The organism is Bradyrhizobium sp. 215_C5_N1_1 (assembly GCF_052075935.1).
Taxonomy (GTDB): domain Bacteria; phylum Pseudomonadota; class Alphaproteobacteria; order Rhizobiales; family Xanthobacteraceae; genus Bradyrhizobium; species Bradyrhizobium barranii.
In genome coordinates, this window is the sequence record NZ_CP197228.1 from 1675061 (window position 1) to 1699219 (window position 24159).

Below are 24159 nucleotides of genomic sequence, written 5' to 3' on the forward strand. Positions count from 1 at the left end.
CCGGCACAGCGCCGGCCGGGCTCAATCGACGACATCAATCGCGCCTCACAACAATACGCAATATCCAGCGGAGCGGGAGTAACGCCATGTACAGGACGGCCAAGGGTGAAGAGATTTTTGTCATCGATGGGCATACCCATTTCTGGGATGGTAGCCCGGCCAACCAGAAGAACATCCACGGCAAGCAGTTCATCGAGTGCTTCTACGCCTATCACTCGAATCTGAGCCCGCCGTCGGAGAAATGGGAGAAGGAGAAGTTCGAGAAGTACGACGCCAAGACGATGTTCGACGACCTGTTCGTCACCGGTTACGACGACATGGCGATCCTTCAGCCGACCTATCTCACCGATTTTTACAAGAACGGCTTCAATACCACCGAACGAAACTCGACGATGAAGAAGAGCCATCCGGACCGCTTCATCCTGAACGGCGCCTTTGATCCGCGTGACGGTACCAAGGGCATCGAAGACCTTCATGCGCTCTCCGAGAAGCACAAGCTGAAGGGCGTCAAGCTTTACACCGCCGAATGGCGTGGCGAGTCGAAGGGCTACAAGCTCACCGACAAGGCGTCCTACCAGTATCTCGAGGCGGCGCAGAAGCTCGGGATCAAGAACATCCACGTCCACAAGGGGCCAACGATCATCCCGCTGAACCGGGATGCGTTCGATGTCGCCGATATCGATGACGTCGCCACCTCGTTCCAGGATTTAAACTTCATCGTCGAGCATTGTGGCTTGCCGCGCCTTGACGATTTCTGCTGGATCGCGACCCAGGAAACCAACGTCTATGCCGGCCTCGCGGTGGCGTTGCCCTTCATCCATTCGCGGCCGGGGTACTTCGCCCACGTCATTTCCGAACTGCTATTCTGGGTCGGACCGGACAAGATCCTTTACGGTAGCGATTATGGCATCTGGACGCCGAAATGGCTGATCGACAAGTTCATGGCATTTGAAATCCCGGCCGACGTCACCAAGGAGACCGGTTCGGTGCTGTCGATGGAAACGAAGACCAAGATCCTCGGTCTCAATGCCGCGCGCATCTATGGCATCGATGTCGAAGCGCAAAAGAAGAAGATCCAGGCGGGCGGCGGTTATGCCCACTTGCCCGAAGCCGTTCACGCGCCGAGGTGATGGCCATGAAGCGTGGCGTTGAGGGGAGGGAGCGGCCGAGAAGCCGCTCGTCAGATGACAGGCAGGCGCAGATATGGGCCTGCCTGCGAGACGTGATGGACCCGGAACTCGACGAGTCCGTCATCGACCTGAATTTCGTGACCAGGGCCGATGTCGACGCGAAGGATCGGGTCCACATCGAGTTCCGCTTGCCGACCTATTGGTGCGCTGCCAATTTTTCGTTCCTGATGGCGGACGACATGCGCCGGTCCATCAGCGCGTTGGACTGGGTCAAGGGCGTCAGCGTGGTCTTGGGTGAGCACATGTATGCCGACAAGATCAATGCGGGCCTCGCGCTGGGGCGCTCGTTCCAGGAAACGTTCGGCGCCGAGGCCGATGGCAGCCTCGATGATCTGCGTCAGACATTCCTCGTCAAGGCGTTCCAGCGCCGGCAGGTTGCGCTACTCAGTCACCTCATCGCGCTGGGGCAATCGCCGGCAGAGATCGTGAGCCTGACGTTGACGGAGCTCGGTTGCCTGCCGCTCGACGATGCAGGTGAGGCGCTGATTCAGCGCTATCTCGAGCGACGTGCCGTCGTAGGTCCGGCAAGCGGTGGTGAACCCGCCTTTGTCGATGCGAACGGAGCGCGGCTGAAAGCCGACGGCCTTGCCGCATACCTGTCGAATCTACGGCGCGTGGGCATCAATGCTGAATTCAACGGCGCACTGTGCCGCGGCCTGCTTGCCGCGCGGTTCGACCTCGATACACCGTTCGTACCGAAATCGAGGACGATGCCGGCGTCGCCGGACACGTAACAGGTGCCGTGATGCGGGTGCGCAGCATCGACAACAAGTCCAGACCAGACGACCTCAAGGCAAAGTCGGGGATATAGAATGCCGAAGATCATGTTGCACGATGAAGCTGCGCGGGCCGCGCTGGGCCGGGGCGTCGCCAAGCTCGCCAAGGCGGTACGCGGAACGCTGGGTCCGAGGGGTATGAACGCGATCATGGACCGACCGATCGGCACACCGATCGTGTCGCGCGATGGCGTCAGCATTGCCAGCGAAATCGAACTTGAATGCCCGTTTGAGAATATGGGCGCGCAGGTGTTGCGTGAGGTTTCAGCGCGAACCAATGAGGTGGCGGGGGACGGCACCACCACGGCGACCGTGCTGGCGGATGTTCTTGTGCAGGAAGGCCTGAAATGTTTAGCGGCCGGCGCCAATCCGGTCGAGCTGGTTCAAGGGCTGGAGCTGGCGGTTAGTGAGACCATTACGGCGTTACGACGGTCGGCGAGACCGCTGCAGGGGCCTGCTGGCCTGCGGGCTGTTGCGAGCATTGCCGCCAACGACACAGCGCTTGGCGACATGGTCGGCGAAGCCTTCGAGCGCGCCGGCAATCACGGAATCGTCGCGGTGGAATTTGGCAACACGGTCGAGACGACGCTGGAAATCGTTGAAGGCATGGCCTTCGATCGCGGCTATCTTTCACATCATATGGTCACCGATGTCGAGAAAATGCAGGTGGTTCTCGACAGTCCGTTCATCGTCATGACCGATCTCAAGATCCAGACCGGGGAGCAACTGGCTGGTGTGATCTCGCTCATCGAGAAGAGCGGGCGACCTTTGCTGATCATCGCCGAGGAAGTGGCGCCATCGGTCATCATGCAATTGCTGGCGCGTCGGGAGAAATCCAATTTCAAGGTCGCCGCGATTCATCCGCCGGAGTTCGGCCATTGGCGCAAGGCGATGCTCGAGGATATCGCGATCACGACCGGAGGGCGCGTTATCTCGGCGGATCTAGGCGGAAGGCTCGAGAAGGTGGAGCTGCACGACCTTGGGTCCGCGCGCCAAGTGCGCATTTCCGCCTCGAAGACCCTGATCACGGCGGGAAGTGGCGATCAGAAGGCCATCGCGGCGCGACGCGAGCAGGTGTTGCGCCAATACGATGCCGCTCCCGAAAATATTGAGCGGGACAAGTTCCAGGAGCGCATCGCAAAACTGTCCGGCGGCACAGCGATGATTCTTGCCGGCGGCGCGACGCCGGTCGAGCAAAAACGCCGGACCCAGTTGATCGAGGATGCGATCAACGCGACCCGCGCCGCGATCGAAGAAGGCATTGTGCCGGGCGGGGGAGTGGCCTTGCTCAGGATCGCTGCAAGGCTCGACGAATTGATCAGTCGTCTGGACGGAGGCGCCAGGCAGGGCGCCGAGCTGCTGCAACGCGCGCTCAGTCGGCCGCTTTTCTACATTGCCGCCAATGCCGGTCTGAACGGAGAGGCGGAAGTTGCGAGAATTGCCAAGGCCACGAATGGCCACGGGCTCGACGTGCGCAATGGTTCGGCGGTCGATCTTGTCGAAGCTGGCATTATCGACCCGGTCAAGGTTTGCTACAGCGCGGTTCGCAATGCGGCATCGGTGGCCGGACTGATCCTGACGACTCAGACCTTGATCGCCAAGAAGCCGGATGACTACGATCCGACCGCCGGCCCGGCCCGAGGTGGTGGCGCTGAGCTGCTTTGAACGGAACAATCATCGGTTCGAAGCGACCGGCGCTCTGTCCATAGTAGGGCATGCTGCGATACTCGCAGCATCGGCGCTTCGAGGCACTATGGCATCACTCGGGCTTCTTCTGCCCCAGTGCGCGATAGATGGTGTTTCTTGAGACGCCGAGGCGTCGCGCGGTTTCGCTGACGTTTCCGGCGGTCTCGGCATACACAACAAGGATTCGCGCGCGGTGGATGTCGTGGAGCGATCCGGACTCCGCTCCGGAGTGTTGAACGATGCTCTCCGCGCTGGCTTCGTTGATAGAGCCGTCCGCAGCGGCAAGGGTGAATCGCGCCAGAACGTTGCGGAGCTCGCGGACGTTGCCAGGCCAGGGACGTGCGGCGAGATGCGCAATGTCCGTCCGCGTGATCTCGCAATTCGGGTCGATCGCATTGAGCAGATGGCGAACGATGGCATCAAAGTCGTTGCGATCCCGGAGCGGTGGCAGGTTGACCTCGAGCGTATTGAGACGATAGAGCAGGTCGGATCGGAACCGGGCTTCGGCGATGGCCTTGTCCAACCTGGCGTTGGTGGCGGAGATGAGAAAGACATCGACCTTCGATCTGACGCCGCCGACGGGGCGCACGGTCCAGTCGTCGAGCAGGCGCAGAAGCACCGCCTGCAGCGCGACGGGCATGTCGCCGATCTCGTCAAGGAACAGCGTGCCGCCGTCGGCCTCCTTGACCAGTCCAATCGCGCCGCCGCGCCGCGCCCCGGTGAATGCTCCGGCGGCATAGCCAAACAGCTCGCTCTCGATCAGGCTTTCCGGCAGGGCGGCGCAATTCACTGGAACGAACGCGCCGGTCCGCCCACTCGCCATATGGGCGTGGCGGGCAAGCTGTTCCTTGCCGGTTCCGGTCTCGCCTCGGATGAGGATGGGCATCTTGCGTGCTGCCGCGGTCTCGACTTGACGGACGATGGCTCGGACCGCGGGGTCGTCCGCAACGAAGCCGGCGGCCATGCTCTGAAGAGACCGTGGTTCCGGCTTTGAATCCTTTCGGGCAGATGATGAGCTCGCGGTCTCGCGACCGTCAGATTCGGATCTCGATTTCTGGACATCGCGATGCGTGATCAACTGGCGTCGTCGCGCGTGCAGCACCACGATGGCGCCGATGCCGGAGCGTTCGTTCTCGACGAAGTTGAAGCTCGCGTTGGGAAGCAGCTCCTTCAGCCTGCTCGGCCACTCATCGAAGGGAACCGTCTTCAAAAAGCGGGTTGGCGCGTCGTTGTGAATGCCGTGGCGATCATGCTGGAGTGCGTTCAGAGCACGCTCGGTGGCGTGGAGGATCATGCCACGACGATCGAGCACGATGCATTCATCGTTCGCCCATTGCGATCTCCTGCCGAGAAAGCGGCACAGCAACTCCTCGTGTTCCTGTCGGACCGATTGGGCCAGAACGCTTTCCACGTGATGGCCGACCGCGACGGCCAAAGCCAGGCTCTGCGGATTGAAGGTGCTTGCAGGACCCGAGATGTCGACCACGCCAAGCAGTTCGCCATCGGTCGGGTCATGAACCGGGACGGCAGCGCAAGTCCACCGCTGCACCTCCGAGCAGAAATGCTCTGTACCGTGAATTTGGACAGGTTTCGATTCCGCTATCGCGGCGCCGATCGCGTTGGTGCCGATGTCGGCCTCGCTCCAGCGTCCTCCGTGTTCGAGATGGACTGCGCGGCCGGCGTCGATGACCCTGTCGTCGCCCTGCGTATCGATGATCAGCCCACTCGGATCGGTGAGGATCATGATTGAGTTTGCATCGCGCAGAAATGTTTTTGAGTTCTCGAGAGCGCAGCGGGCGGCATGACGGAGCGACGCGTATTTGGAGCGATGACGAAACAACTCGGCGTCCGCGACGAGCGGCGCTCGCGCACGGTCGACGGTGACGTGATGGTTCCTGGATCGCTGCCACGACGCTGCGACCGATGATCTCAAGTCGGATGACAACGCTCCGCGCTCGACGAACTTCTCCCACGCCGCCAGCACTTCTCGTTGGTCCATCCCGGCTCCTCCGACGTGAAAGGTGCTGGACCGCTCATGACGGGCCCTGCGATCATTCACCTGAATGCGGGGGAGTGCCTGCCGCAACTGCCGGTTCGCTCACGCAAAAGTCCGACGGTAAGACCCTTCCAGGCCGCCGTGACGGCCGTCTGAATCGGATTCCATATCCGTCGCACCCGCCGTGAAGACGACCGCGCCTTCCGATCAAGCAACCCCTTCAGCGTCTCACGTCCCGAACGTCCCGGGCCTTTCTCTCAAGCCCGTTGACCGGATCAGCCTATACATTTTGAATGGTTCTAGCAAAGGTAGCGATCGAAGTTCCGCTGGGCCGCGGCTCGATCTGTTCGAAAATCTAGGCTAGGCGCGCAGTAGTGCGGCGCAGCATCAGGGAATTGGGCGGTGCGGGCTAGTATCTTCGGCCATCCACACGGGCCGCAGCTATGGACATCGGGGGCCGCATCCGATCAAGCGTGGAGGCGATCCAGAGGGGCAACCGGGAGACAACGGCAGCGGACAGAATGCCGTCGAAAGTGACTTGCGTTCAGAATCCAGGGGTTACGTCAGTCAAAAGTGGTGGCGTCAGTCAAATCGCAACCTGGACCGAATGTCGGTATCGGTGGTTGCACGTCCCCGATTTGAACCTACCGCTCGACACGCTTCTGAGTCTAGGCGGACGACCGGAGGAAATATCGCAGATTTGCGTCGTGTGGGGGAAGGCGATAGCGCTCTCCCGCTGCCAATCATTTCTTCAAGCGAACATCGTGCAATGTTGGTACCTGCAAAGGCTTTACGTCCGACGCGGACCTCTGGCCGCGGTAGCATCGCTTGAACGGCGCGACGAAGGTTGCCGGTAACCGCTACTGGCTTTTGGTAGCGTAGCGCTTGCAGATCAACTCAAGCCCTTGCCGTTCGGCTGCGACCTTGTTGACCTGTGCGATGCCCTGTCGCGCACCGAGTTGCCAGAATTGCGGATAGTCGGCTTTGAGTTTCGCCGCGGTTCTGGCCATCTCGGGATGACGTTGCTCGAACGTCGGCATTTCATAGCCCTTTGGCAGGCAGAGCGAGCGAATGTGTTCGTAGCCCTCGCAGGTCTTGCCGGCACTAGCCGCGGCCCGTTGCGTCTCTTGTAGCGGAGTGGGGATGATTGTCTCTGCCTGGACGGGGATTGAGATGGCGAGGGCGATCGATAGAACGAACGGCGACTTCACGGCAGAACTCCAGAAGTACATTGTACGTAGGGTAGAGCACTTGCGAAACCTATCATGCTTCATCGTCGGGCAAACTCAGTTGGGTTTCGCTGCGCTCTACCCATCCTGCAAGACTGCTGTCTGACAGGTCGATGTTGCGCCGTCAGCGCGGGCCGCTCTGTCCATCGTCCGGATCGCTCTCCGGCTCTCGGATCAGCACCACCGGCTCGTCATATCCCTTGCGGCTGCTGTAAAACACCAGTGCCATCAGGCCGACGCCGACGACCAGCGAGAACACGACGCCGAGCACCAGCGCGACATAGCCGGACGCCGGCACGCTGGTATCCGTGCTGGTCCAGCCGAGATAGCCGAGAACGCTCGCGGCGACGAGCATCGCGCACAACGCCGCGATGACCAGCCATCGGGCGAGCTTGCTGTCTTGCGCCTCGGGCGGCGCCGGTTGCCCGCTGGTCACGTTCATGAACCTCTCTCCTCGCGCGGCCGTCGCGTCGCGCTTACGGTGCAGTGGCCTTGGTCGCGATCGCATGCAGTGCGGCGGTCATCGCGCCGATGGCGGTCTTGGCCGGCTCGCCGACGCCGTGACGGCCGGCGAGATAGGCCGGATCGTTGTACGACAGCCAGGTCGCGCCTTGCTCGTCCTGCCAGACCAGCGCCTTCAGCGGCAGGTCGATGCCGGCGGTCTGCGCCTGCTGCATCAACGGCGTCCCGCCCTTGGCGTTGCCGAAGATGAGCAGATCAGTCGGCCGCAGAGTCATGCCGACGGCGGCAGCGCCCGCGGCGTGATCGACATGGGCAAACACGGTGAGGCCTTTGGCCTTCACCTCGGTCTCGAGCCGCGTCATCGTGTCCTGCGGGCCAAAATTGCTCTTGATGGTGATAAGTCCGTCTGTAGCCATTGCCTGTGTCTCCCAGAAACATGTCGCGACCAGTGCGAAGATCCGGACCAGTGTGAAGAGCCTCATGATGTCAGGCTCACTTCTTGCGGAATAATCGCGCCGGGTCGAATTCCGGCTCCGGAATGAAGCCGTCGCGATTGGGCATCCTGATCTTCGGCAAGGACTCCTTGTCGACCTTGCCGTCGGCGGGAACGATGCCGTTGAGGCTCAAGATGTAGGCGGTGACGGCATAGGTCTCGTCGGTGCTGAGCGAGCCCGGCGTCGGATATGGCATCGCGCGATGAATGTAGTCGAACAGGGTCGTCGCATAGGGCCAGAAGCTGCCGACGGTCTTGACCGGCATATTGGAGGCGAGCGTGCCCTGTCCGCCGGCGAGACGATCCTTGATGCCGCCCTGGCCGTTGTCGCCATGACAGGCCGCGCAATTGTCGGCAAAAATCTGCTTGCCCTGCACCGCCGTGCCGCTGCCGTCGGGCAGACCCTTGCCGTCGGGACCGATGTCGATGTCCCACAGCTTGATTTCCTGCGGCGTTGCCGGACGGCCGAAATCGAACGCCAGCGCGGGCGCGGCGAGCAGGCCGGCGGTGAGGATGCCGGCGAGAAACAGCTTGTCATGCGAGGACATTGCGGACCCTCCCGGCTTCGTCGATGCTCCAGGTCTGCTGGGCGTTGTAGTGAAACAGCGCGTTGGTCCCCATCGCGGCGATGAAGGACTGCCGGTCCGGCTGAACGTTGCCGTGGTCGTCGGTCGAGCGGCTCACGATTTTTGTCGGCTTGCCGTCCCAGACCCAATCCATCTGGAAGCGCACCTGCGCCTTGGACAGCACCGGCTGGCTCAGCTGCGCGGGCTTCCAGGTCCTGGCGCCGTCGGTGGAGATCTCGACCTTGGCGATCTTGCCATGCCCGCTCCAGGCAAGACCCGAGATGCGGTTATAGCCGGGCTGGATCTGCATCATGCCGGAGGGCTGGGTGATGACGGAGTTGGTTTCCATCCGCAGCTGAAACTGCCGCGCCTTGCCGTTGGCCAGCAGCTGCGTGTAGCGGGCCGTCTCCCAGCGCGTCATCCATGGCTCGCTGCCGAACTTGAGGCGGCGCAGCCATTTGATGTTGAGGTTGCCTTCGAAGCCCGGCATCACCAGCCGCATCGGAAAGCCGTGCGCGGGCCGCAGCGGCTCGCCGTTCTGGCCGTAGGCGACGAAAGCCTCGTTCACGATCTCGTCGGTGAGGGGAATGCTGCGATCGACGCCCGCGCCGTCGCCGCCCTCCGCCAGCATCCAGTTCGAGCCCTTGTCCTTGGCGACGAGGTCGATCAGGAATTTGAGCGGAACGCCGGTCCATTCATTGGTGCTGACGAGGCCATGCGTGTTCTGCACCGTCACGTCAGGATCGGCCTTTTTCCAGTTCTCCCATCCGTTGCCGGTGCATTCGATGAACACGACGCGCGTCACCGACGGCATCCGCTTCAAGTCCTCGACGTTGAGCACCAGCGGCTTGCCGACCATGCCGTGGATGAGCAGCCGGTGCTGCGCGGGATCGATATCGGGCACGCCGGAATGGCTGCGCTCGTAATGTAGATCGGTCGGCGTGATGTTACCGACGAGCTTCTGATGCGGCGTCTTGGAATTGATGGCATCGCCGGGATCGACGTTGCGCTTGCCCGGTGTCGCCTCGGGGATGCGATCGAGTTTTGCAAACCGGGAGCGTTCGCTGTGCGCGCTGAGATCGGCGCCGGGCCCGCGATCGGGGACGTCGGCGAGCGTCTCGGCGCCCGCCGCCTCGGACGCCACCGCGCCAAGGATGCCCGCCGACAGGCCTCCCACGAAGCCGCGGCGCGACACATTCGCAGGCCGTGGCAACAACTCGACTGGCGTCTTGGACGTCATATGATCTCCCCTTGATAACCCTGTTTTTTGGAAATCCCTGCCGCCTTCATGCCGTGACATTACCGAACGCCGTGAGGATTGCTCGTTAGGATATGTTAAAAGCCATGAGTACTGGTCCACTCATGCGCGGGACGGCCCGCTCATACGTTAGATGCGCTTGGCTGTTCCATGGAATGGCCGGGCGGCTCGGAGACATGTCCGGGCGGATCAAGGGGAGAGGGATGTCGGAGGCGGACGCGGCGGAATTGTTGAAGGCGATGGTGCCGCTGTTCAGGATCCGTCCAATATTCGAGGATTCCTGCAAGTTCGGCGGCAGCTGGGAGTCGCTACACGCGCCGAACGGCAAGGGATGGGCGCAGTTCCACATGGTCACACGCGGCGCTTGCGTGGTCGAGCGGCCGGGCCTGGGTCCGCAGCGGCTGGAAGCCGGAGATATCCTCCTGCTGCCGCACGGCGACAGTCACGCGGTTCGCAGCCGGACTGGCGGCGCTATCGGGCGTGTTACGACCGAGGTCCGAAATGGCGTCCGCCAGCGCGCGACGGTCGAGGCCGAGGTCGATACCGAACTGCTGTGCGGCCGTTTCCTGTTCGAGACGTCGGATGAGAATCCGCTGATCGCCGCGGTTCCAGACGAGATCATCCTGCGCACGGCGGAGGAGCCGCTGCTGGAACGGTTTCGGCGCCTGCTGATCGACATCCGCGAAGAGCTGGACGCGGGACGGGTTGGATCGGAGGTGGTCGCGGCCGACCTCGCGAGAGCGTTGTTCGTGATGATGCTCCGCGATCATCTTTCGGACGATGCCTCCGGGAATGGGACGGTGTCGCTGTTGCGCGACCGCATGACGGCCCGTGTGGTGTCGGCGATCCTCAACGATCTTGCCCGGGACTGGACGCTCGACGACATGGCGGCGGTGGCGATCGCCTCGCGTGCGACGCTGGTGCGCGCTTTTCAAAAGCGCGCGGGGGTCGCGCCCATGACGTTCCTGTCCGATCTGCGATTGACGGTCGCGCGCAAGCGGCTGGCCGGCACCTCCGATCCGATCGCCAAGATCGCCGGCGAGGTCGGGTATGCGTCCGAGGGCGCGCTGAGCAAAGCGATCATGCGCAGATACGGCATGCGGCCCGGCGCTTTGAGGGAGCCGGGTCCTCAGGCGCCGGTTGTCAAACCCGATACCAGCTCCCCAGATTCCAGGTCGTGACGTCCCAGCCCGAGATGTCGGCCATGAGGCTATTGACGCCGGCGCCAACGATGTTGCGGGAGAGCAGCGGCACGAGAATATTGGCTTCGCAGAAGATCTCGTTGACCTTGATCAGGAGCGCGGCGCGCTTGACCGGATCGAGCTCCTGCTGCGCGGTCTTGTAGGCCTTGTCGGCCTCGGGATCGGACCAGCGCGAGATGTTTCGGCCGAGCCACTTGTTCTCCTTGTTGGCGATCTCCCAGGAGACGCACTGGTTCAAGAACCGCTCCGGATCGGGCTGCGGCTGCGTCGTGTTGTACATCTCCATGTCGCAATAGAGTTTTGAGTAGGTGTCGGGGTTGCCGACGTCAGACGAGAAGAACACCGATGCGGTGACCGACTTCAGCTCGATGTCGATGCCGGCCTTCTGGCAGGCCTGCTTGATGATGGCCTGCGTCTTCTGGCGCGGGCCGTTGATCGAGGTCTGGAACACGTATTTGAGCTTCTTGCCGTCCTTCTCGCGGATGCCGTCCGCGCCCCGCTTCCAGCCGGCCTCGTCGAGGATTTTGTTCGCCTTGTCGACGTCGAACGCGTAGGTCAGCTTGCCCGACTTGAACTGCTGGGGCTGGTTGACGAAGCTCGCCGTGGCGATGCCGCCGCGGCCATAGATGAATTTCTGGATCGCCTCGCGATCGATCAAGAGGTTGAACGCCTGGCGGACGACCGGATCGGACAGCGTCGGGTGCTTGGTCTTGACGCTGGAGCGCTCGCCGTCGACCTCGGTCCAGGGGTCCGTCGTGTTGAGGATGATGAACTCGACGTTGCCGGACGGCGTGATGTCGACCCTGCCTTTGCCGCTGGCCTCCATGCGCTTGAGGACCTCCTCCTCCACCAGCAGGTTCCAGGCATAGTCGTACTCGGCGGTCTGGAGCACGGTGCGCGCCGCGGAGACCGCGTCGCCGCCGCCCTTGACCTCGAGCGTGTCGAAATGCGGCTGGTTCTTGACGTGATAGTCGGGGTTGCGTTCGGCCCGGATCAGGTCGCCCGGCTTGAACTCGACGAATTTGTACGGGCCGGTGCCGACCGGCTTCAGATTACCCGGCGCCTCGCGCGACTTCGCGCCGGCATAGTCGCCGAAATGATGCTTCGGCAGGATCTGGCCGACCGAGCCGACGAAGGGGTCGGCCCAGAACGGGGTGGGGGCCTTGAACAGCACCTTGACGGTGTGGTCGTCGATCTTCTCGACGGTGATGTCCTTGTAGGATCCCGTGCTGTAGGCGGCGGTCGCGAGGTCCGCTGCGTAGGCCCAGGTGAAGACGACGTCGTCGGCGGTGAAGGGCTTGCCGTCATGCCACTTCACGCCCTGCTTCAGCTTCCAGATGACGCTCATGCCGTCGGCCGCGAGGCTGCCGTTCGCCTTGGTCGGAATCTCGGCGGCGAGGCAGGGGATGAGGTTGCCGTCCTTGTCCCAGCCGGCCAGCGGCTCGAAGAAGATGCGCGAGGCGACCTGATCCTTGGTGCCGATCGCGAAATGCGGATTGAGCAGGGTGGGGGCCTGCCACAGCAGGATCTTGAGCGGGCCGCCGCCGCCGGCCTTGGTCGGCTTGTATTGCAGCGTGGCATCCGCCATCGCGACGTCGTTCCAGAGCAGGATCTGGCTCGCGACCGGCGCGGCGATCCCGGCCGCAGCCATGGTCCGGATGAACGAGCGTCGCGACAGCGTGCCTTGCTTCACCTCCGCGATGGACTTGCGTATCTCGTCTTCGTTCATCGAATGACCCCCACCTCGAAGAAAAATCGTCTTCGGCACCCCATCATGTTGCATCATGCACGAGGCGGCAATGCCGGCGAGGCCGCAAGGCCCTGCGACGAAATGGCGAAGTGGAGGTGGGCAGCTTCTGCCGGGACATTGTTGCCGGCGTGAAGGGGATGCCGGCCGGATTTCGCGATAAGCCCTTGATGGCAATGAGGCTCTCATCTGGCATGCGCATTGCACGCAAAGCGTGCGTTCGCAATGACAGTGGAGTGCGGTATGAGCGTCAGCAGCATGAGCAGCATCGGTGGAAGCGCGGCGGGGTCGCCTTCATCCACCAGCCAGTCGAAATCAGCGGGTTCACAAGACGGCGCCTCGATGTTCTCGTCTCTGCTGGAGAGCGGCACGCCCTACGACGAGGTCAAGGTGAGCCTGCCGAACGGTATGTCGATCGGCATCGTCCATTTCGGTGGCGGCGGCTTCGACAGCAGCGCGCTCAAGTCCATCGAGGATTTCGTGCAGAAGCTCGCGAGCCAGCAGATTTCTGGTGATCCGGCGTCCGGCGCCGACCAGTCGCAGAACGGCGACACGCCCGACGCCGTCGGGATCGACAAGGTTAATGTCGATCTTCCGAACGGAATCTCGTTCGAGGTGCTGCATTCCTCCGGCGGCCACGCCACGGACAGCGACGCCGTCCTGAAGGAGCTCACCGAGGCCGCCGAAGAACTCGCCGAATCGCTGTCGCACTATTCGCCGGCCTCGGCCGCGGCTTCCGCTTATGCCTCGCAAGCAAGTTCGTCCGGCCGCAGCAGCCAGCTCGACGCGAGGAGCTGAGCAACACGCAGGCCGCCCTGAGCTAGGACGATCCGGTGCGAGCAGAGGGGCGAATGCACTAGCACCCCTTCGCGAGCGCCAGCGCAGCTTCCACCGCGTTTTCGAGAATCTCCTCCGACAATTGCCTGTCGCTCACCGCGCGCGACAATTGCAGCGCGCCGACCATGGTGGCGTAGGCCGCGATGGCGCGGCGGCGCCGTTCCGCCGGGGTGCCCCCAGGCATTTGCGCCGCCATCAGCGCGAGGATGTCGGACATCTTGCCGGTGAAGGCCTCGCGCGTTGCCTTCGGATGCCGCGCGATCTCGGAGACGAGGGCCGCGGTCGGGCAACCGGTCGCCGCGCGATCGCGATGCTTGGGCGAGAGATAGTCGCGGATCACGGTCTCGAGCGCGACGCCGTTTTCGAGATTGTCCCTGTGCCGCTGCTCGCGCCGCTCCAGCGCGTCGAGCAGCACCGCGCGCACCAGATCTTCCTTGGAGGCGAAGTGCGTGTAGAAAGCGCCGTTGGTCAGGCCCGCCTCCGCCATGATGCCGGCGAGGCCGACTGCGGCGATGCCGCTCTCGCGGAACTGCGATGATGCGACATCGAGAATGTGCCGCCGTGTCGTGTCCCTGTGTCCCTTGTCGTAGCGCGCCAATTCCGCCTCCTGCGAACCCGCCGCCCCCTATGCCACAAAATCGTGAGGTCTGTCCTATTGCATTACGGTCATACTAATACATTATTACCATAATGCAATGGGCGGCCGACCGGGCGGTCCGAGGGAACCACAGGATCGAACCCATGTCCGTCGAAGATGCCGCCGCGCCGGCCTTGTCCGCCGCGCCATTCGTGGCCCACACCGCGGCCCCGCTTCGCCAGGCGGCTACGCCGGCCCCAGGCGCAGCTGAGCAAAGACGCGCCGCGCTCCTGACCGCGCCGATCTTGCCCACGCTACTCAAGCTCGCGCTACCGACCGTCACCGTCCTGGTGGCACAGACCGCGGTCAACATCGCGGAGGCCTATTATGTCGGCTATCTCGGCACCGATGCGCTCGCCGGCGCCGCGCTGGTGTTCCCGATCTTCATGCTGATGACCATGATGTCGAACGGCGGGTTCGGCTCCGGCGTTGCGTCCTCGGTGGCGCGCGCGGTTGGAGCCGGCCGCCGCGCCGATGCCGAGGCGGCGCTGTTTCATGCGGTGGTGCTCGCGATCATTGCCGGCGGCGTGTTCACGCTCGGCGTCGTCCTCGGTGGTCCGCATCTCTATCGCGCCCTCGGCGGCACCGACGGTGCGCTCGCCGCTGCCACCACCTATTCCAACTATCTGTTCGCCGGCGCCATCCCGGTGTGGATCGTCAACCTCCAGGCTGCCGCGCTGCGCGGCGCCGGCAACGTCAAAGTGCCGGCCCTGGTGACTCTGGTCGGCGCCATCGTGACCATTCCGGTCTCGCCGGCACTGATCTTCGGGTTCGGGCCGATCCCGCGGCTCGGCATCGGCGGCGCCGGCATAGCCTTCGGCCTCTATTACGGCGCGGCGATGCTGTTCCTGCTGCACTACATGTCGACGGGCGCGACTGGCCTGAAGCTGCACATCGTGCCGTTGCGCGCAAAGATCTTCGGCGACATGCTGAAGGTCGGCATCCCCACCGCGTTCAACGCGGTGCTGACCAACCTCACCGTCATCCTCGTCACCGGTGCGGTCGGGCTGTTCGGCACGTCCGCTCTCGCCGGCTACGGCATTGCCTCGCGGCTGGACTACATCATGATCCCGCTGCTGTTCGGGATCAGCACGGCGACGCTGACCATGGTCGGCGTCAACATGGGCGCGGACCAGACCGCGCGGGCACGAAAGATTGGCTGGATCAGCGGCGTGGTCGGCATGATCATGACCGGCACGATCGGCTTGCTGGTTGCGATCTTCCCGACAGCCTGGCTGCACCTCTTCAGCCATGACGCGGACGTCGTCAGCGAGGGCATGACCTATTTGCGCATCGTCGCGCCCGCCTATGCCGCGCTCGGCTTCGGTTTTGTCAGTTCGTTCGCGGTGCAAGGCACCGGCCGAGCGATGGGGCCGCTCGCTTCGTCCTTCGCGCGCATCCTGATCGCGGCTGGCGGCGGCTGGATCGCGGTGGCGAGCTTTGGCGCGGGCATGGCGGGTCTCGCCACCATGGTCACGCTGTCGCTCGCCGTCTATGCCGCGATCTGTGTCCTGATCATGCTGTCACCGTGGACGTGGCGCTCCGAGTAAACAGGCATCACTGGATGCCGGCAGCGCCGACAGCAGCAGCAAATTGCTCAGCAGCTTGAGCGACGACGCGCTGATCAGCTTCATCGTCAGCGCGACGCCGGAATTGAACGGCACGCCCTGGAGCAGGGCATAGAGGCTCCGAGGCGCTTCCGGCTGGCGAACTTCGGGGCGGCGAGGGCGGTCATGGCTAAGCTCCTTGCTGGCCTTGCTGCTAATCTCGCATCCGGGGTGACACTTTGCCGTGATGCCCATCACGCTTACGGAACGCGCCGTCGTAACTGCGAATTCCTTTCCTATTTTGCGCCGAATGGAGAAGGTGTTCCTCGCAACAGGCCGGCAATATGGATTTCCATTTCATTGATTTCGCCTCGCGGAGAAGCGAATACGGTTCCAATCATTTTCGCTGAGTTTTGGAGACCAAGATGTCGTTTCGCCTCCCCTTGATCCTCGCAACCGCGCTTGCCGCCTGGTCGGCCGCAGCAACCGCCGAGACCATCAAGATCGGTGTGACGCCGGGCCCGCATGCGCAGATCTTCGAGGCGGTGAAGCCGATCGCCGCCAAGCAGGGCCTCGACATCCAGCTGATCGAGTTCTCCGACTACGTCGTGCCGAATGCCGCGCTCGATGCCGGTGAGATCCAGGCCAATTCGTTCCAGAACCAGCCTTATCTCGACAACCAGAAGGCCGACCGCGGCTACAAGATCGAATCCGTCGGGCTGACCGTGAACTTCCCGATCGGCGTCTATTCGAAGAAGCACAAGGCCTTCGCCGACATCCCTGAAGGCGGCAAGGTCTCGATCCCGAACGATCCGACCAATGGCGGCCGCGTGCTGCTGCTGCTGCGCGACAAGGGTGTGATCAAGCTGAAGGACGGCACGGGCTTCAAGCCGACGGTGCTCGACGTCACCGAGAATCCCAAGAAGCTGAAATTCATCGAGGTCGATGCGGCGCAGGCGCCGCGCGCGCTCGACGATGTCGATGCTGCCGCGATCAACACCAATTATGCAACCCAGGCGGGCCTCGATCCCGTCAAGGATCCGATCCTGCGCGAGGACCCGAAGGGACCCTACGTCAACCTGATCGCGGTACGTGCCGCCGACAAGGACAAGCCCTGGGTCAAGATCCTCGTCGACAGCTACCACACGCCCGAGGTGAAGGAGTTCGTCCTGACCAAGTTCAAGGGCGCGGTGCTGCCGAGCTGGTAGGCAATCTGCCTAACCAAGGTCCAGCGCGGGGGCGATCCGGCGGGCAGCCTTGCGCAATGCCCGCTTGTCTGGAGCTGCGGCAACCGACATCATCGGGGCCCATCCTCGCCCGACAGGGGTCGTATGAAACGCTTTGCAAACCTGAAACGACTGGGGTTCTTCACGCGGCTCCTCGATGAAGCCCCGCCAGCGGAGCGCTATCGCTTCGCCGCCGAGCAGATCGTGCGCGCTGAGAAAGCAGGCCTCGATTCCGCGTGGATCGCGCAGCATCATTTTCACGAGCGCGAGGGCGGCCTGCCGTCGCCCTTCACCTTCCTCGGCTACGTCGCGGCGCAAACCTCGCGCATCCGTCTCGGCACCGGCATCGTCACCCTGCCGCTGGAGAATGCGGTCCGCGTTGCGGAAGATGCCGCGGTGCTCGATCTGCTCTGCAACGGCCGCTTCGAGCTCGGCGTCGGCACTGGCGGCAATCCGTCGGCCTTTGCCGCCTTCGGCCTCGACAGTGCCCAGCGCAACGAGATCTTTGCCCGCAATCTTGACGTGGTCCGCACCGCCCTGGTCGGCAAGCCGCTCACTGGTGGCGATACGCTCTATCCGCAACGGCCCCAATTGGACAAGCGGATCTGGCAGGCGACGTTCTCGGTCGCCGGTGGTGCGCGCGCGGGCAAGGCCGGCGATGGCCTGCTGCTGTCGCGCACCCAGCCCCGGACCAAGGAGGCGCCGAAGGCCACGCTCGCCGAGATCCAGAATCCGGTCATCGATGCCTATCTTGAAGCGCTGCCGCCGGGATGCGAGCCCCGGATCATGGCCTCACGCAGCGTCTTCGTCGCCGACGACCGGACTGAAGCGATGCGCCTTGCCGATATCGGGCTGCGGCGCGCGCTGCCGCAGTTCCTCAAGGGCGGTCATGCCAGGCCTGGCGAGACGCTGGAGGAGATGATCATCGCATTCGACACCCATGTCGGTGCGGCCGACGACGTCATCGCCTCGCTCCGCGCCGATGCCACGCTGGAGCGGGTGACCGACCTCGTCTTCCAGGCGCATTCGGTGGACGCGCCGCATCCCCATATCCTGCGCTCGATCGAGCTTGTCGCGGAGAAGGTCGCGCCGGCGCTGGGCTGGACCCGGACGGCAGCTGACGTGGCTCTGGCGGGCTGATCGGAGTGAAAATGATCGCGTTGCACGAGGCTGACTGATGGCTACGAAAGATATCATCGACACGCTCGCCGGGATCGAACCGGGCACGGCTCTGAATGGCATTCGCGCACGCCGCCTGCAGGCGCGCGAGAACGCGCAGAAGAGCTATCTCTCGCTGTTCGAGCCAATCGACGCCGGCGACTTTTCGCTTGTGGAGCGCGCCGCGGTCGCGCTCTTCGTGATCGGCCTTCACCGCGAGCCCAATGTGGCCGCCTTCTACCGGGCGAAGCTCGCGGCGACCGCCGATGGTGCGCGCCTGGCCGAGGCGATCGAGGTCGAAATCGCGCGCGGCGAGACGTCAGGCCCGTACGGTGCGTATCCGGCCGGACCGCTGTCAGTCGAGAACACGGCCGGCCTGATCTATCGCGTGAGCGCGGAGGGCAGGTCCGTCCTTGGCGCCAGGCTCGCCGCGGCGCTGGAGCATGCGCATCTGCTGGTGTTCCGCCCGCGCGATGCCGCGTCCGCCGACATGAAGGCGCTGCTGGCCGCCGGCTGGTCGGACACCGGCATCGTCACCTTCTCTCAGCTCGTCGCGTTCCTGTCGTTCCAGGTGCGCGTCGTCACGGGCCTGCGCGTGCTCGGCGCCTCGCTGGGCACCGCAAGCGCTGCGGCCGGCGCGTAAGGAGACTGCATCATGAGCGCTGCAAACAACGTCAATCCGCCCGTCGTCTTCACCCAGGACGAACTCGGCTGGGTGTCGTGGATCGATCCGCTGCCCGAGGCCGAATTGACCGAGCGGCATTTCGCGGGCCTGGTCGATCGCTCCCGTGCCAAGTCCGAATACTTCCGCCTTCTCGTGCGCGATCCCGAGGTGCTGGAAGCCCGCACCAAGACCGACAAGGACATCTTCTACAACGTCGCCGACGGCCTGCCGCGCGCCGAACGTGAGCTCGCGGCGGCCGCGACCTCGCGCTATAACGGCTGCATCTACTGCGCTTCGGTGCATGCGCGTTTCGCCAGCACCTATTCCAAGCGCCGCGACGACGTGCAGCGGCTGCTCGACGAAGGCGTCCAGGCCGACCTCGGCGAGCGCTGGAACGCGGTGGTCAAGGCCTCGGTCGCGCTGGCCGCGACGCCGATCGCGTTCGGCCCTGAGAATGTCGAGGAGCTGCGCCGCGCCGGCCTCGACGATGCCGAGATCGTCGACGTCATCAACGGCGCCTCGTTCTTCAACTGGGCGAACCGGCTGATGCTGTCACTCGGTGAGCCCTCGAAATAGGCAATCTCACCGGCACAAGAATTGCTGTTTGTTTCAACACTATCTGGATGGAGCCGTGCATGAGCAACATCGATCGTCGTACCCTGGTCAAGGGCTCGCTCGCCGCCATGATGGCGGGAGCAGCCGGTTCGCGCGGCGCCTTTGCGCAATCCGCCGAGCCGATCCTGCTCGGCGTCAGCGGCCCCCTGACCGGGCCGAACGCGCAATATGGCACGCAGTGGAAGCAGGGCTTCGACCTCGCGCTGGACGAGATCCAGGCGGCTGGCGGCATCAACGGCCGCAAGCTCACCTACAATTTCGAGGACAGCCAGAGCGATCCGCGCCAGTCGGTGGCGATCGCGCAGAAATTCGTCTCCGATCCCCGCGTCGTCCTGGAGCTCGGCGATTTCTCCAGCCCCGCCTCGATGGCGGCTTCGCCGATCTATCAGCGCGCGGGCCTGGTGCAGTTCGGCTTCACCAATTCGCACCCTGACTTCACCAAGGGTGGCGACTTCATGTGGAGCACCTCGGTCAGCCAGGCCGACGAGCAGCCGCTGCTGGCGTCCTATGCCGTGAAGCGCCTCGGCCTGAAGAAGCTCGCGGTGCTGCACCTCAACACGGATTGGGGCCGCACCAGCCGCGACTATTTCGTCAATGCTGCAAAGGAATATGGCGCGGAGATCGCGGTCACCGAGGGTTATATCGCGGAGGAGCGCGACTTCCGCTCCACCCTGGTGCGCGTGCGCGATGCCAATCCGGACGGGTTGATCCTGATCTCCTACTACTCCGACGGTGCGCTGATCGCACGTCAGGCGCGGCAGGTCGGGCTAAAGCAGGTGATCTGTGCGGCAAGCTCGGTCTACTCGCCGAAATTCCTGGAGCTGGGCGGCGAGGCCGTCGAAGAGGTCCATGTCGGCACGCGCTACTTCCCGGAAGACCCGCGGCCCGAGGTGCAGAAATTTATCGCCGGCTTCAAGAAGAAGTACAACGGTCTGGAGCCAGACGCCTTCAACGCCTACGCCTATGATGCGATGAACATGGCGGCTGCCGTGGTGAAGATCGGCGGCACCGACCGCAAGGCGGTCCGCGACGCCTTCACCAAGGTCAAGGACGTCCCTAGCGTCATCTTCGGCGCCGCGACGTTCGACGTCGCGACTCGCCGCGTCAAGGGCGCCATGAACGCCGAGCTGGTCGTGCGCAAGGGCCAGTTCGCGCTCTGGGACGGCAAGCCGACCTGACATGATGGCCGGAGCGGGGGCTCCGGCCGCTTTCCTCTCTACGCGGTGATATCAGCGTGTCTTCCTGGCTCGACTACACGATCAACGGGCTGATCGTCGGCAATGTCTACGCGCTCGTTGCAGTCGGGCTTGCGCTGATCTTCGGCGTCAGCCGGCTGATCAACTTTGCCCAGGGCTCGATCTATCTCGTCGGCGCCTATATCGGCTGGGTCGCGGTGGTGCAGCTGCATACGCCGCTGCCGCTCACCATCATCGTGGTGGCGGTGGCGGCCGCGATCGTCGGACTGATCATCGAACGGTTCGGCCTGCGTCCGCTCCAGAATTCCGTGCGCATCGCGCCGTTGCTCGCGACCATCGGTATCAGCTTCGTGCTCGATCAGCTGGTGATGCTGACCTTCTCGCCCAACCCGCGCGCGCTGCCGAGCCAGCTGCCCGACGTGCGTTTCCAGGTCGGTGGCGGCACGATCGGACCGCTTGATCTGCTGATCGCCGGCGTCGGCCTCACCAGCGCGCTGCTGCTGTTCGTGTTCCTGCGCTACAGCAAGCTCGGCTGGGCGGTGCGCGCGACCGCGCAGGACCGCGATGCCGCGATGCAGATGGGCGTCGACGTCAACCGGGTTAATCAGGCCGTGTTTGGCATTGCGGCGGCGCTCGGTGGCGTCTCCGGCCTGCTGGTCGGCATGTACTACAACCAGATCGACACCGCGATGAGCCTGCAGGCAACGCTGAAGGGCGTCGTTGCGGAAGTGGTCGGGGGTGCCGGCAACGTGCCGGGCGCCGTGATCGGCAGCTTGTTGCTCGGGCTGGTCGAGAGCTACGGCGTCGCCGTGTTCGGCACGAGCTACCGCAATCTGTTCGCGTTCCTGCTGCTGGTCGTCGTGCTCGTGCTGCGTCCGAACGGCCTGTTCGCCAGCGCGCGGCAGGCGCCACCCGAGCCGCTCACCGGCACCTTCATCGCGCCGAGCCGCCCGGTGCGGATTCCGCGTTGGGCGCTGCTGGTTGCCGCCGGCGTGTTCGCGATCCTGCCGTTCTTCCCGGTGTCCTTCTATGTGCTCCAGACCCTGATCAACGCCTGGCTGCTCGGCATGCTCGCGCTCAGCCTGACGCTGGTTGCGGGCACGGTGGGACAGGTTTCGCTCGGACATGCCGCGCTGCTCGCGATCGGCGCCTACACCTCGGCGCTGCTGTCGCTGAATTTCTCCGTCCCCGTCGGCCTCGCCATCATCGCCGGCGGCCTGATGAGCGCCGCGCTCGGCACGGCATTGATCTCGCCGTCGTTCCGTCTGCGCGGGCATTATGTGTCGATCGCGACGCTGGCCATCGGCGAGATCGTGTCGCTGGTGATTTTGAACTGGGAGAGCGTCACCCGCGGCCCGATCGGCATCTCCGGCATTCCGCCGCTGTCGCTGTTTGGCTACGATTTGGTCAGCCCGACCTCGATCTACTGGTTCAGCTTTGTCGTGATGGTCGTGCTGGCGCTGCTGCAGGGGCGGCTGCTCGGCTCGCATCTCGGCCGCAGCTTCCGCGCCATCCGCGACGACGACATCGCCGCGCGCGCCTATGGCCTCAGCCTGAACCGCTACAAGTCGCTGGCCTTCATCTTCGGCGGCTTCGCCGCCGGCGTCAGCGGCGGCATCGCCGCGCATCTCTATTCCTACATCAACCACGAGACCTTCAACACGCAGCAATCCATCCTGGCGCTGACCGTCGTGATCCTCGGCGGCCTCGGCAACGTCGTCGGCGCCATCGTCGGAGCGGTCGCGCTGGTCGGCTTGCCGGAGGTGTTCCGGATCGCGGCGGAGTATCGCATCCTGATCTACGGCATCGTGCTGCTGCTGCTCGTGCGGTTCAGGCCGCAGGGCCTGTTGGGCACGATATGATGGCGGAGCACGCGCCCATGCTGTCCCTGCGCGGATTGACGCGCCGTTTCGGCGGCCTCACGGCCGTGGACGCCATCGACCTCGATCTCGCCAGGGGTGAGCTCATCAGCATCATCGGCCCGAACGGTGCCGGCAAGACGACGCTGTTCAACCTCGTGACCGGGCTCGATCGGCCCGATGCCGGCAATGTCGGCTTTGAAGGTCAGGACATCACGGGTCTGTCGCCCGAACGGCTCGCTGCTGGAGGTATCGCGCGCACGTTCCAGCTCGGTCGCGTCTTCGGCAATCTCAGCGTCATGGACAACGTCCTGATCGGCGCGCATACGCGGCTGCGCGCGGTGAAGCCCGCAGTGCCTGTGATCGGCCCGCTGCTGGAGTTGGGGCTGGCGCTGTTGCGTCCGGCCAGCGTCAGGGACGAAGAGGAACGGCTGCGCGAGGAGATGAAGACTATTCTCGCACGCTTCGGCGAGCGGTTGCTGCCGCGGATCGACCAGCCGGCCTACAGCCTGTCCTATGCCAACCGCCGCCGCGTCGAGATCGCGCGCGCGCTTGCGCTGAAGCCGCGCCTGTTGCTGCTCGACGAGCCGACCGCCGGCATGAACCCGACCGAGACCGCGGAGATGCAGGGCCTCGTCGCCGAGCTGAAGGCCGAGGGGCTGACCATCCTCCTGATCGAGCACAAGCTTGAAATGGTGATGCGCCTCTCCGACCGCGTCATCGTCATGGACGAGGGCAAGAAGATTGCGGAAGGGCCGGGTGAAGTGGTGCGTGGCGATCCCAAGGTGATCGAGGCCTATCTCGGCCATGGCCTGTCGGAGACGCCGGAGCGGGAGAGCGTGGTATGACGACTGGCGCATCCGAGCCGCTGCTGGCGCTCTCGAACGTCAACACTTTCTACGGCCAGGCGCAGGTGCATTTCGACCTGTCGATCACGGTCGGCCGCGGCCATATCGTCTGCCTGCTCGGCGGCAATGCCAGCGGCAAGTCGACCACGATGAAGATCATCTTGGGCCTGGTGAAACCGCGCTCGGGTGACGTGACCTTCGACGGTGCCTCGCTGCTCGGGCTCACCACGCCGCAGATCGTCCGCCGTGGTATCGCATCTGTTCCCGAGGCGCGGCGGTTGTTCGCGGACATGAGCGTGCGCGAAAACATCCTGATGGGGGCCTTCGTGCGCAACGACCGCGATGCGGTGGCGCAGGATCTCGACAAGATGCTGACGCTGTTCCCGAAGCTTGGTCAGCGGCTGTCGCAGCGTGCCGGTTCGCTCTCCGGCGGCGAGCAGCAGATGGTCGCGATGGCGCGCGCGCTGATGAGCCGTCCGAGGATGATCGTGATGGACGAGCCGACCATGGGCCTGTCGCCGCTCTATGTCGACCGCGTGCTGGAGTTGATCCGCACCATCAACCAGGAAGGCGTGTCGGTCTTCATGGTCGAACAGAACGCCAGCCTCGCGCTCGAGATCGCGCACGAGGCCTATGTGCTCCAGACCGGCAAGATCGTGCTCTCAGGCCCGGCGCGGGCGCTGAAGGACGACCCCCGCATCCGCGATGCCTATCTTGGTGGTTCCGAGGCCGCGTAGCACCATCTCGGCCTGCATGGTTCGCCCGGCGATGCAGAGCATCGTCCGGACGCCCGCTGCGCGGGCTCCTCACCATGAGGGTCTGCTCGCAACGTGGCCGCGAATCCAGGCCTCATCCTGAGGACCCCGCGCAGTGGGCGTCTCGAAGGATGGTTACAAGCATTCCTGCAAAGCGGCCCCCTGGAATTGCATTGGTTAGTGTGATCATTCTATGAAAAGATCATACCGTT

At 64.0% G+C, this 24159-nt stretch carries 23 protein-coding genes; 14 read left to right on the top strand and 9 right to left on the bottom strand.

Features of this window, described 5'->3' with window-relative positions:
* Positions 1-86 precede the first annotated feature (86 nt).
* The 3 genes from AB7G19_RS07840 to AB7G19_RS07850 all read left to right on the top strand — a co-directional run bounded on the left by AB7G19_RS07840 (position 87) and on the right by AB7G19_RS07850 (position 3631).
* Complete coding sequence (locus AB7G19_RS07840) at positions 87-1130, top strand: amidohydrolase family protein (protein WP_085399580.1); 1044 nt, start codon at positions 87-89, stop codon at positions 1128-1130.
* Between the two features lie 5 nt (positions 1131-1135).
* Positions 1136-1924: a metal-sulfur cluster assembly factor gene (locus AB7G19_RS07845; protein WP_283808548.1), complete on the top strand. Its 789-nt coding sequence runs from the start codon at positions 1136-1138 to the stop codon at positions 1922-1924.
* Positions 1925-2002: 78 nt separating this feature from the next.
* Positions 2003-3631, top strand: coding sequence for a molecular chaperone GroEL (locus AB7G19_RS07850; protein WP_354080098.1), 1629 nt, complete (start codon positions 2003-2005; stop codon positions 3629-3631).
* 94 nt (positions 3632-3725) lie between these two features.
* Here the strand turns inward: AB7G19_RS07850 and AB7G19_RS07855 are convergent, their stop codons facing one another.
* The 6 genes from AB7G19_RS07855 to soxC all read right to left on the bottom strand — a co-directional run bounded on the left by AB7G19_RS07855 (position 3726) and on the right by soxC (position 9638).
* Positions 3726-5651: a sigma-54-dependent Fis family transcriptional regulator gene (locus AB7G19_RS07855; protein ID WP_085399582.1), complete on the bottom strand. Its 1926-nt coding sequence runs from the start codon at positions 5649-5651 to the stop codon at positions 3726-3728.
* An 857-nt stretch (positions 5652-6508) separates the two neighbouring features.
* On the bottom strand, positions 6509-6859 hold the full coding sequence (locus AB7G19_RS07860) for a hypothetical protein (RefSeq protein ID WP_144030656.1): 351 nt from the start codon (positions 6857-6859) through the stop codon (positions 6509-6511).
* Between the two features lie 142 nt (positions 6860-7001).
* Positions 7002-7319 (bottom strand): hypothetical protein, encoded by a 318-nt coding sequence (locus tag AB7G19_RS07865; RefSeq protein WP_085399584.1) that lies wholly within the window; start codon positions 7317-7319, stop codon positions 7002-7004.
* Between the two features lie 34 nt (positions 7320-7353).
* The gene (locus AB7G19_RS07870; protein ID WP_085399585.1) at positions 7354-7821 is read right to left on the bottom strand and encodes a DUF302 domain-containing protein; all 468 of its coding nucleotides are present in this window, start codon (positions 7819-7821) and stop codon (positions 7354-7356) included.
* 10 nt (positions 7822-7831) lie between these two features.
* Positions 7832-8380, bottom strand: a complete 549-nt coding sequence (locus tag AB7G19_RS07875) for a c-type cytochrome (protein WP_085399586.1) — start codon at positions 8378-8380, stop codon at positions 7832-7834.
* Positions 8367-9638 carry a sulfite dehydrogenase gene (gene soxC / locus AB7G19_RS07880; protein WP_085399587.1) on the bottom strand — a complete coding sequence of 424 codons (1272 nt, stop codon included), beginning with the start codon at positions 9636-9638 and terminating at the stop codon, positions 8367-8369. The genes AB7G19_RS07875 and soxC overlap by 14 nt, the downstream gene beginning before the upstream one ends.
* A 221-nt stretch (positions 9639-9859) precedes the next feature.
* On the opposite strand from soxC, the gene AB7G19_RS07885 reads away from it, so the two are divergent.
* Positions 9860-10837 (top strand): AraC family transcriptional regulator, encoded by a 978-nt coding sequence (locus tag AB7G19_RS07885; RefSeq protein WP_161495777.1) that lies wholly within the window; start codon positions 9860-9862, stop codon positions 10835-10837.
* On the opposite strand, the gene AB7G19_RS07890 is transcribed toward AB7G19_RS07885, so the two are convergent.
* Entirely contained in the window at positions 10800-12587 is a 1788-nt protein-coding gene (locus AB7G19_RS07890; RefSeq protein ID WP_085399589.1) for a peptide ABC transporter substrate-binding protein, read from the bottom strand. The two genes, AB7G19_RS07885 and AB7G19_RS07890, sit on opposite strands and share 38 nt — an antisense overlap.
* 261 nt (positions 12588-12848) lie before the next feature.
* On the opposite strand from AB7G19_RS07890, the gene AB7G19_RS07895 reads away from it, so the two are divergent.
* Positions 12849-13403: a hypothetical protein gene (locus tag AB7G19_RS07895; protein WP_144030657.1), complete on the top strand. Its 555-nt coding sequence runs from the start codon at positions 12849-12851 to the stop codon at positions 13401-13403.
* A gap of 58 nt (positions 13404-13461) precedes the next feature.
* Here AB7G19_RS07895 and AB7G19_RS07900 read toward each other — a convergent pair whose 3' ends face one another.
* Positions 13462-14040 (bottom strand): TetR family transcriptional regulator, encoded by a 579-nt coding sequence (locus AB7G19_RS07900; protein ID WP_085399591.1) that lies wholly within the window; start codon positions 14038-14040, stop codon positions 13462-13464.
* A gap of 143 nt (positions 14041-14183) precedes the next feature.
* Between AB7G19_RS07900 and AB7G19_RS07905 the strand changes: the two genes are divergently transcribed.
* Complete coding sequence (locus tag AB7G19_RS07905) at positions 14184-15629, top strand: MATE family efflux transporter (RefSeq protein WP_085399592.1); 1446 nt, start codon at positions 14184-14186, stop codon at positions 15627-15629.
* On the opposite strand, the gene AB7G19_RS07910 is transcribed toward AB7G19_RS07905, so the two are convergent.
* Positions 15603-15881 carry a hypothetical protein gene (locus tag AB7G19_RS07910; RefSeq protein WP_085399593.1) on the bottom strand — a complete coding sequence of 93 codons (279 nt, stop codon included), beginning with the start codon at positions 15879-15881 and terminating at the stop codon, positions 15603-15605. The two genes, AB7G19_RS07905 and AB7G19_RS07910, sit on opposite strands and share 27 nt — an antisense overlap.
* A 170-nt stretch (positions 15882-16051) precedes the next feature.
* Between AB7G19_RS07910 and AB7G19_RS07915 the strand changes: the two genes are divergently transcribed.
* The 8 genes from AB7G19_RS07915 to AB7G19_RS07950 all read left to right on the top strand — a co-directional run bounded on the left by AB7G19_RS07915 (position 16052) and on the right by AB7G19_RS07950 (position 23929).
* The gene (locus tag AB7G19_RS07915; RefSeq protein ID WP_038944047.1) at positions 16052-16834 is read left to right on the top strand and encodes a MetQ/NlpA family ABC transporter substrate-binding protein; all 783 of its coding nucleotides are present in this window, start codon (positions 16052-16054) and stop codon (positions 16832-16834) included.
* A 123-nt stretch (positions 16835-16957) separates the two neighbouring features.
* Complete coding sequence (locus AB7G19_RS07920) at positions 16958-17992, top strand: putative FMN-dependent luciferase-like monooxygenase (protein ID WP_085399594.1); 1035 nt, start codon at positions 16958-16960, stop codon at positions 17990-17992.
* Positions 17993-18029: 37 nt separating this feature from the next.
* Positions 18030-18653 carry a CMD domain protein gene (locus AB7G19_RS07925; RefSeq protein ID WP_085399595.1) on the top strand — a complete coding sequence of 208 codons (624 nt, stop codon included), beginning with the start codon at positions 18030-18032 and terminating at the stop codon, positions 18651-18653.
* A 12-nt stretch (positions 18654-18665) separates the two neighbouring features.
* Complete coding sequence (locus AB7G19_RS07930) at positions 18666-19250, top strand: alkylhydroperoxidase domain protein (protein ID WP_085399596.1); 585 nt, start codon at positions 18666-18668, stop codon at positions 19248-19250.
* A 59-nt stretch (positions 19251-19309) separates the two neighbouring features.
* Positions 19310-20467, top strand: a complete 1158-nt coding sequence (locus tag AB7G19_RS07935; RefSeq protein WP_085399597.1) for an ABC transporter substrate-binding protein — start codon at positions 19310-19312, stop codon at positions 20465-20467.
* A 56-nt stretch (positions 20468-20523) separates the two neighbouring features.
* A complete protein-coding gene (locus tag AB7G19_RS07940; RefSeq protein WP_085399598.1) occupies positions 20524-22347 on the top strand; it encodes an ABC transporter permease in 1824 nt (607 codons plus the stop codon).
* Positions 22344-23192, top strand: a complete 849-nt coding sequence (locus tag AB7G19_RS07945; RefSeq protein ID WP_085399599.1) for an ABC transporter ATP-binding protein — start codon at positions 22344-22346, stop codon at positions 23190-23192. The genes AB7G19_RS07940 and AB7G19_RS07945 overlap by 4 nt, the downstream gene beginning before the upstream one ends.
* A complete protein-coding gene (locus AB7G19_RS07950; protein WP_063981254.1) occupies positions 23189-23929 on the top strand; it encodes an ABC transporter ATP-binding protein in 741 nt (246 codons plus the stop codon). Before AB7G19_RS07945 ends, AB7G19_RS07950 begins: the two co-directional genes overlap by 4 nt.
* Positions 23930-24159: the final 230 nt, after the last annotated feature.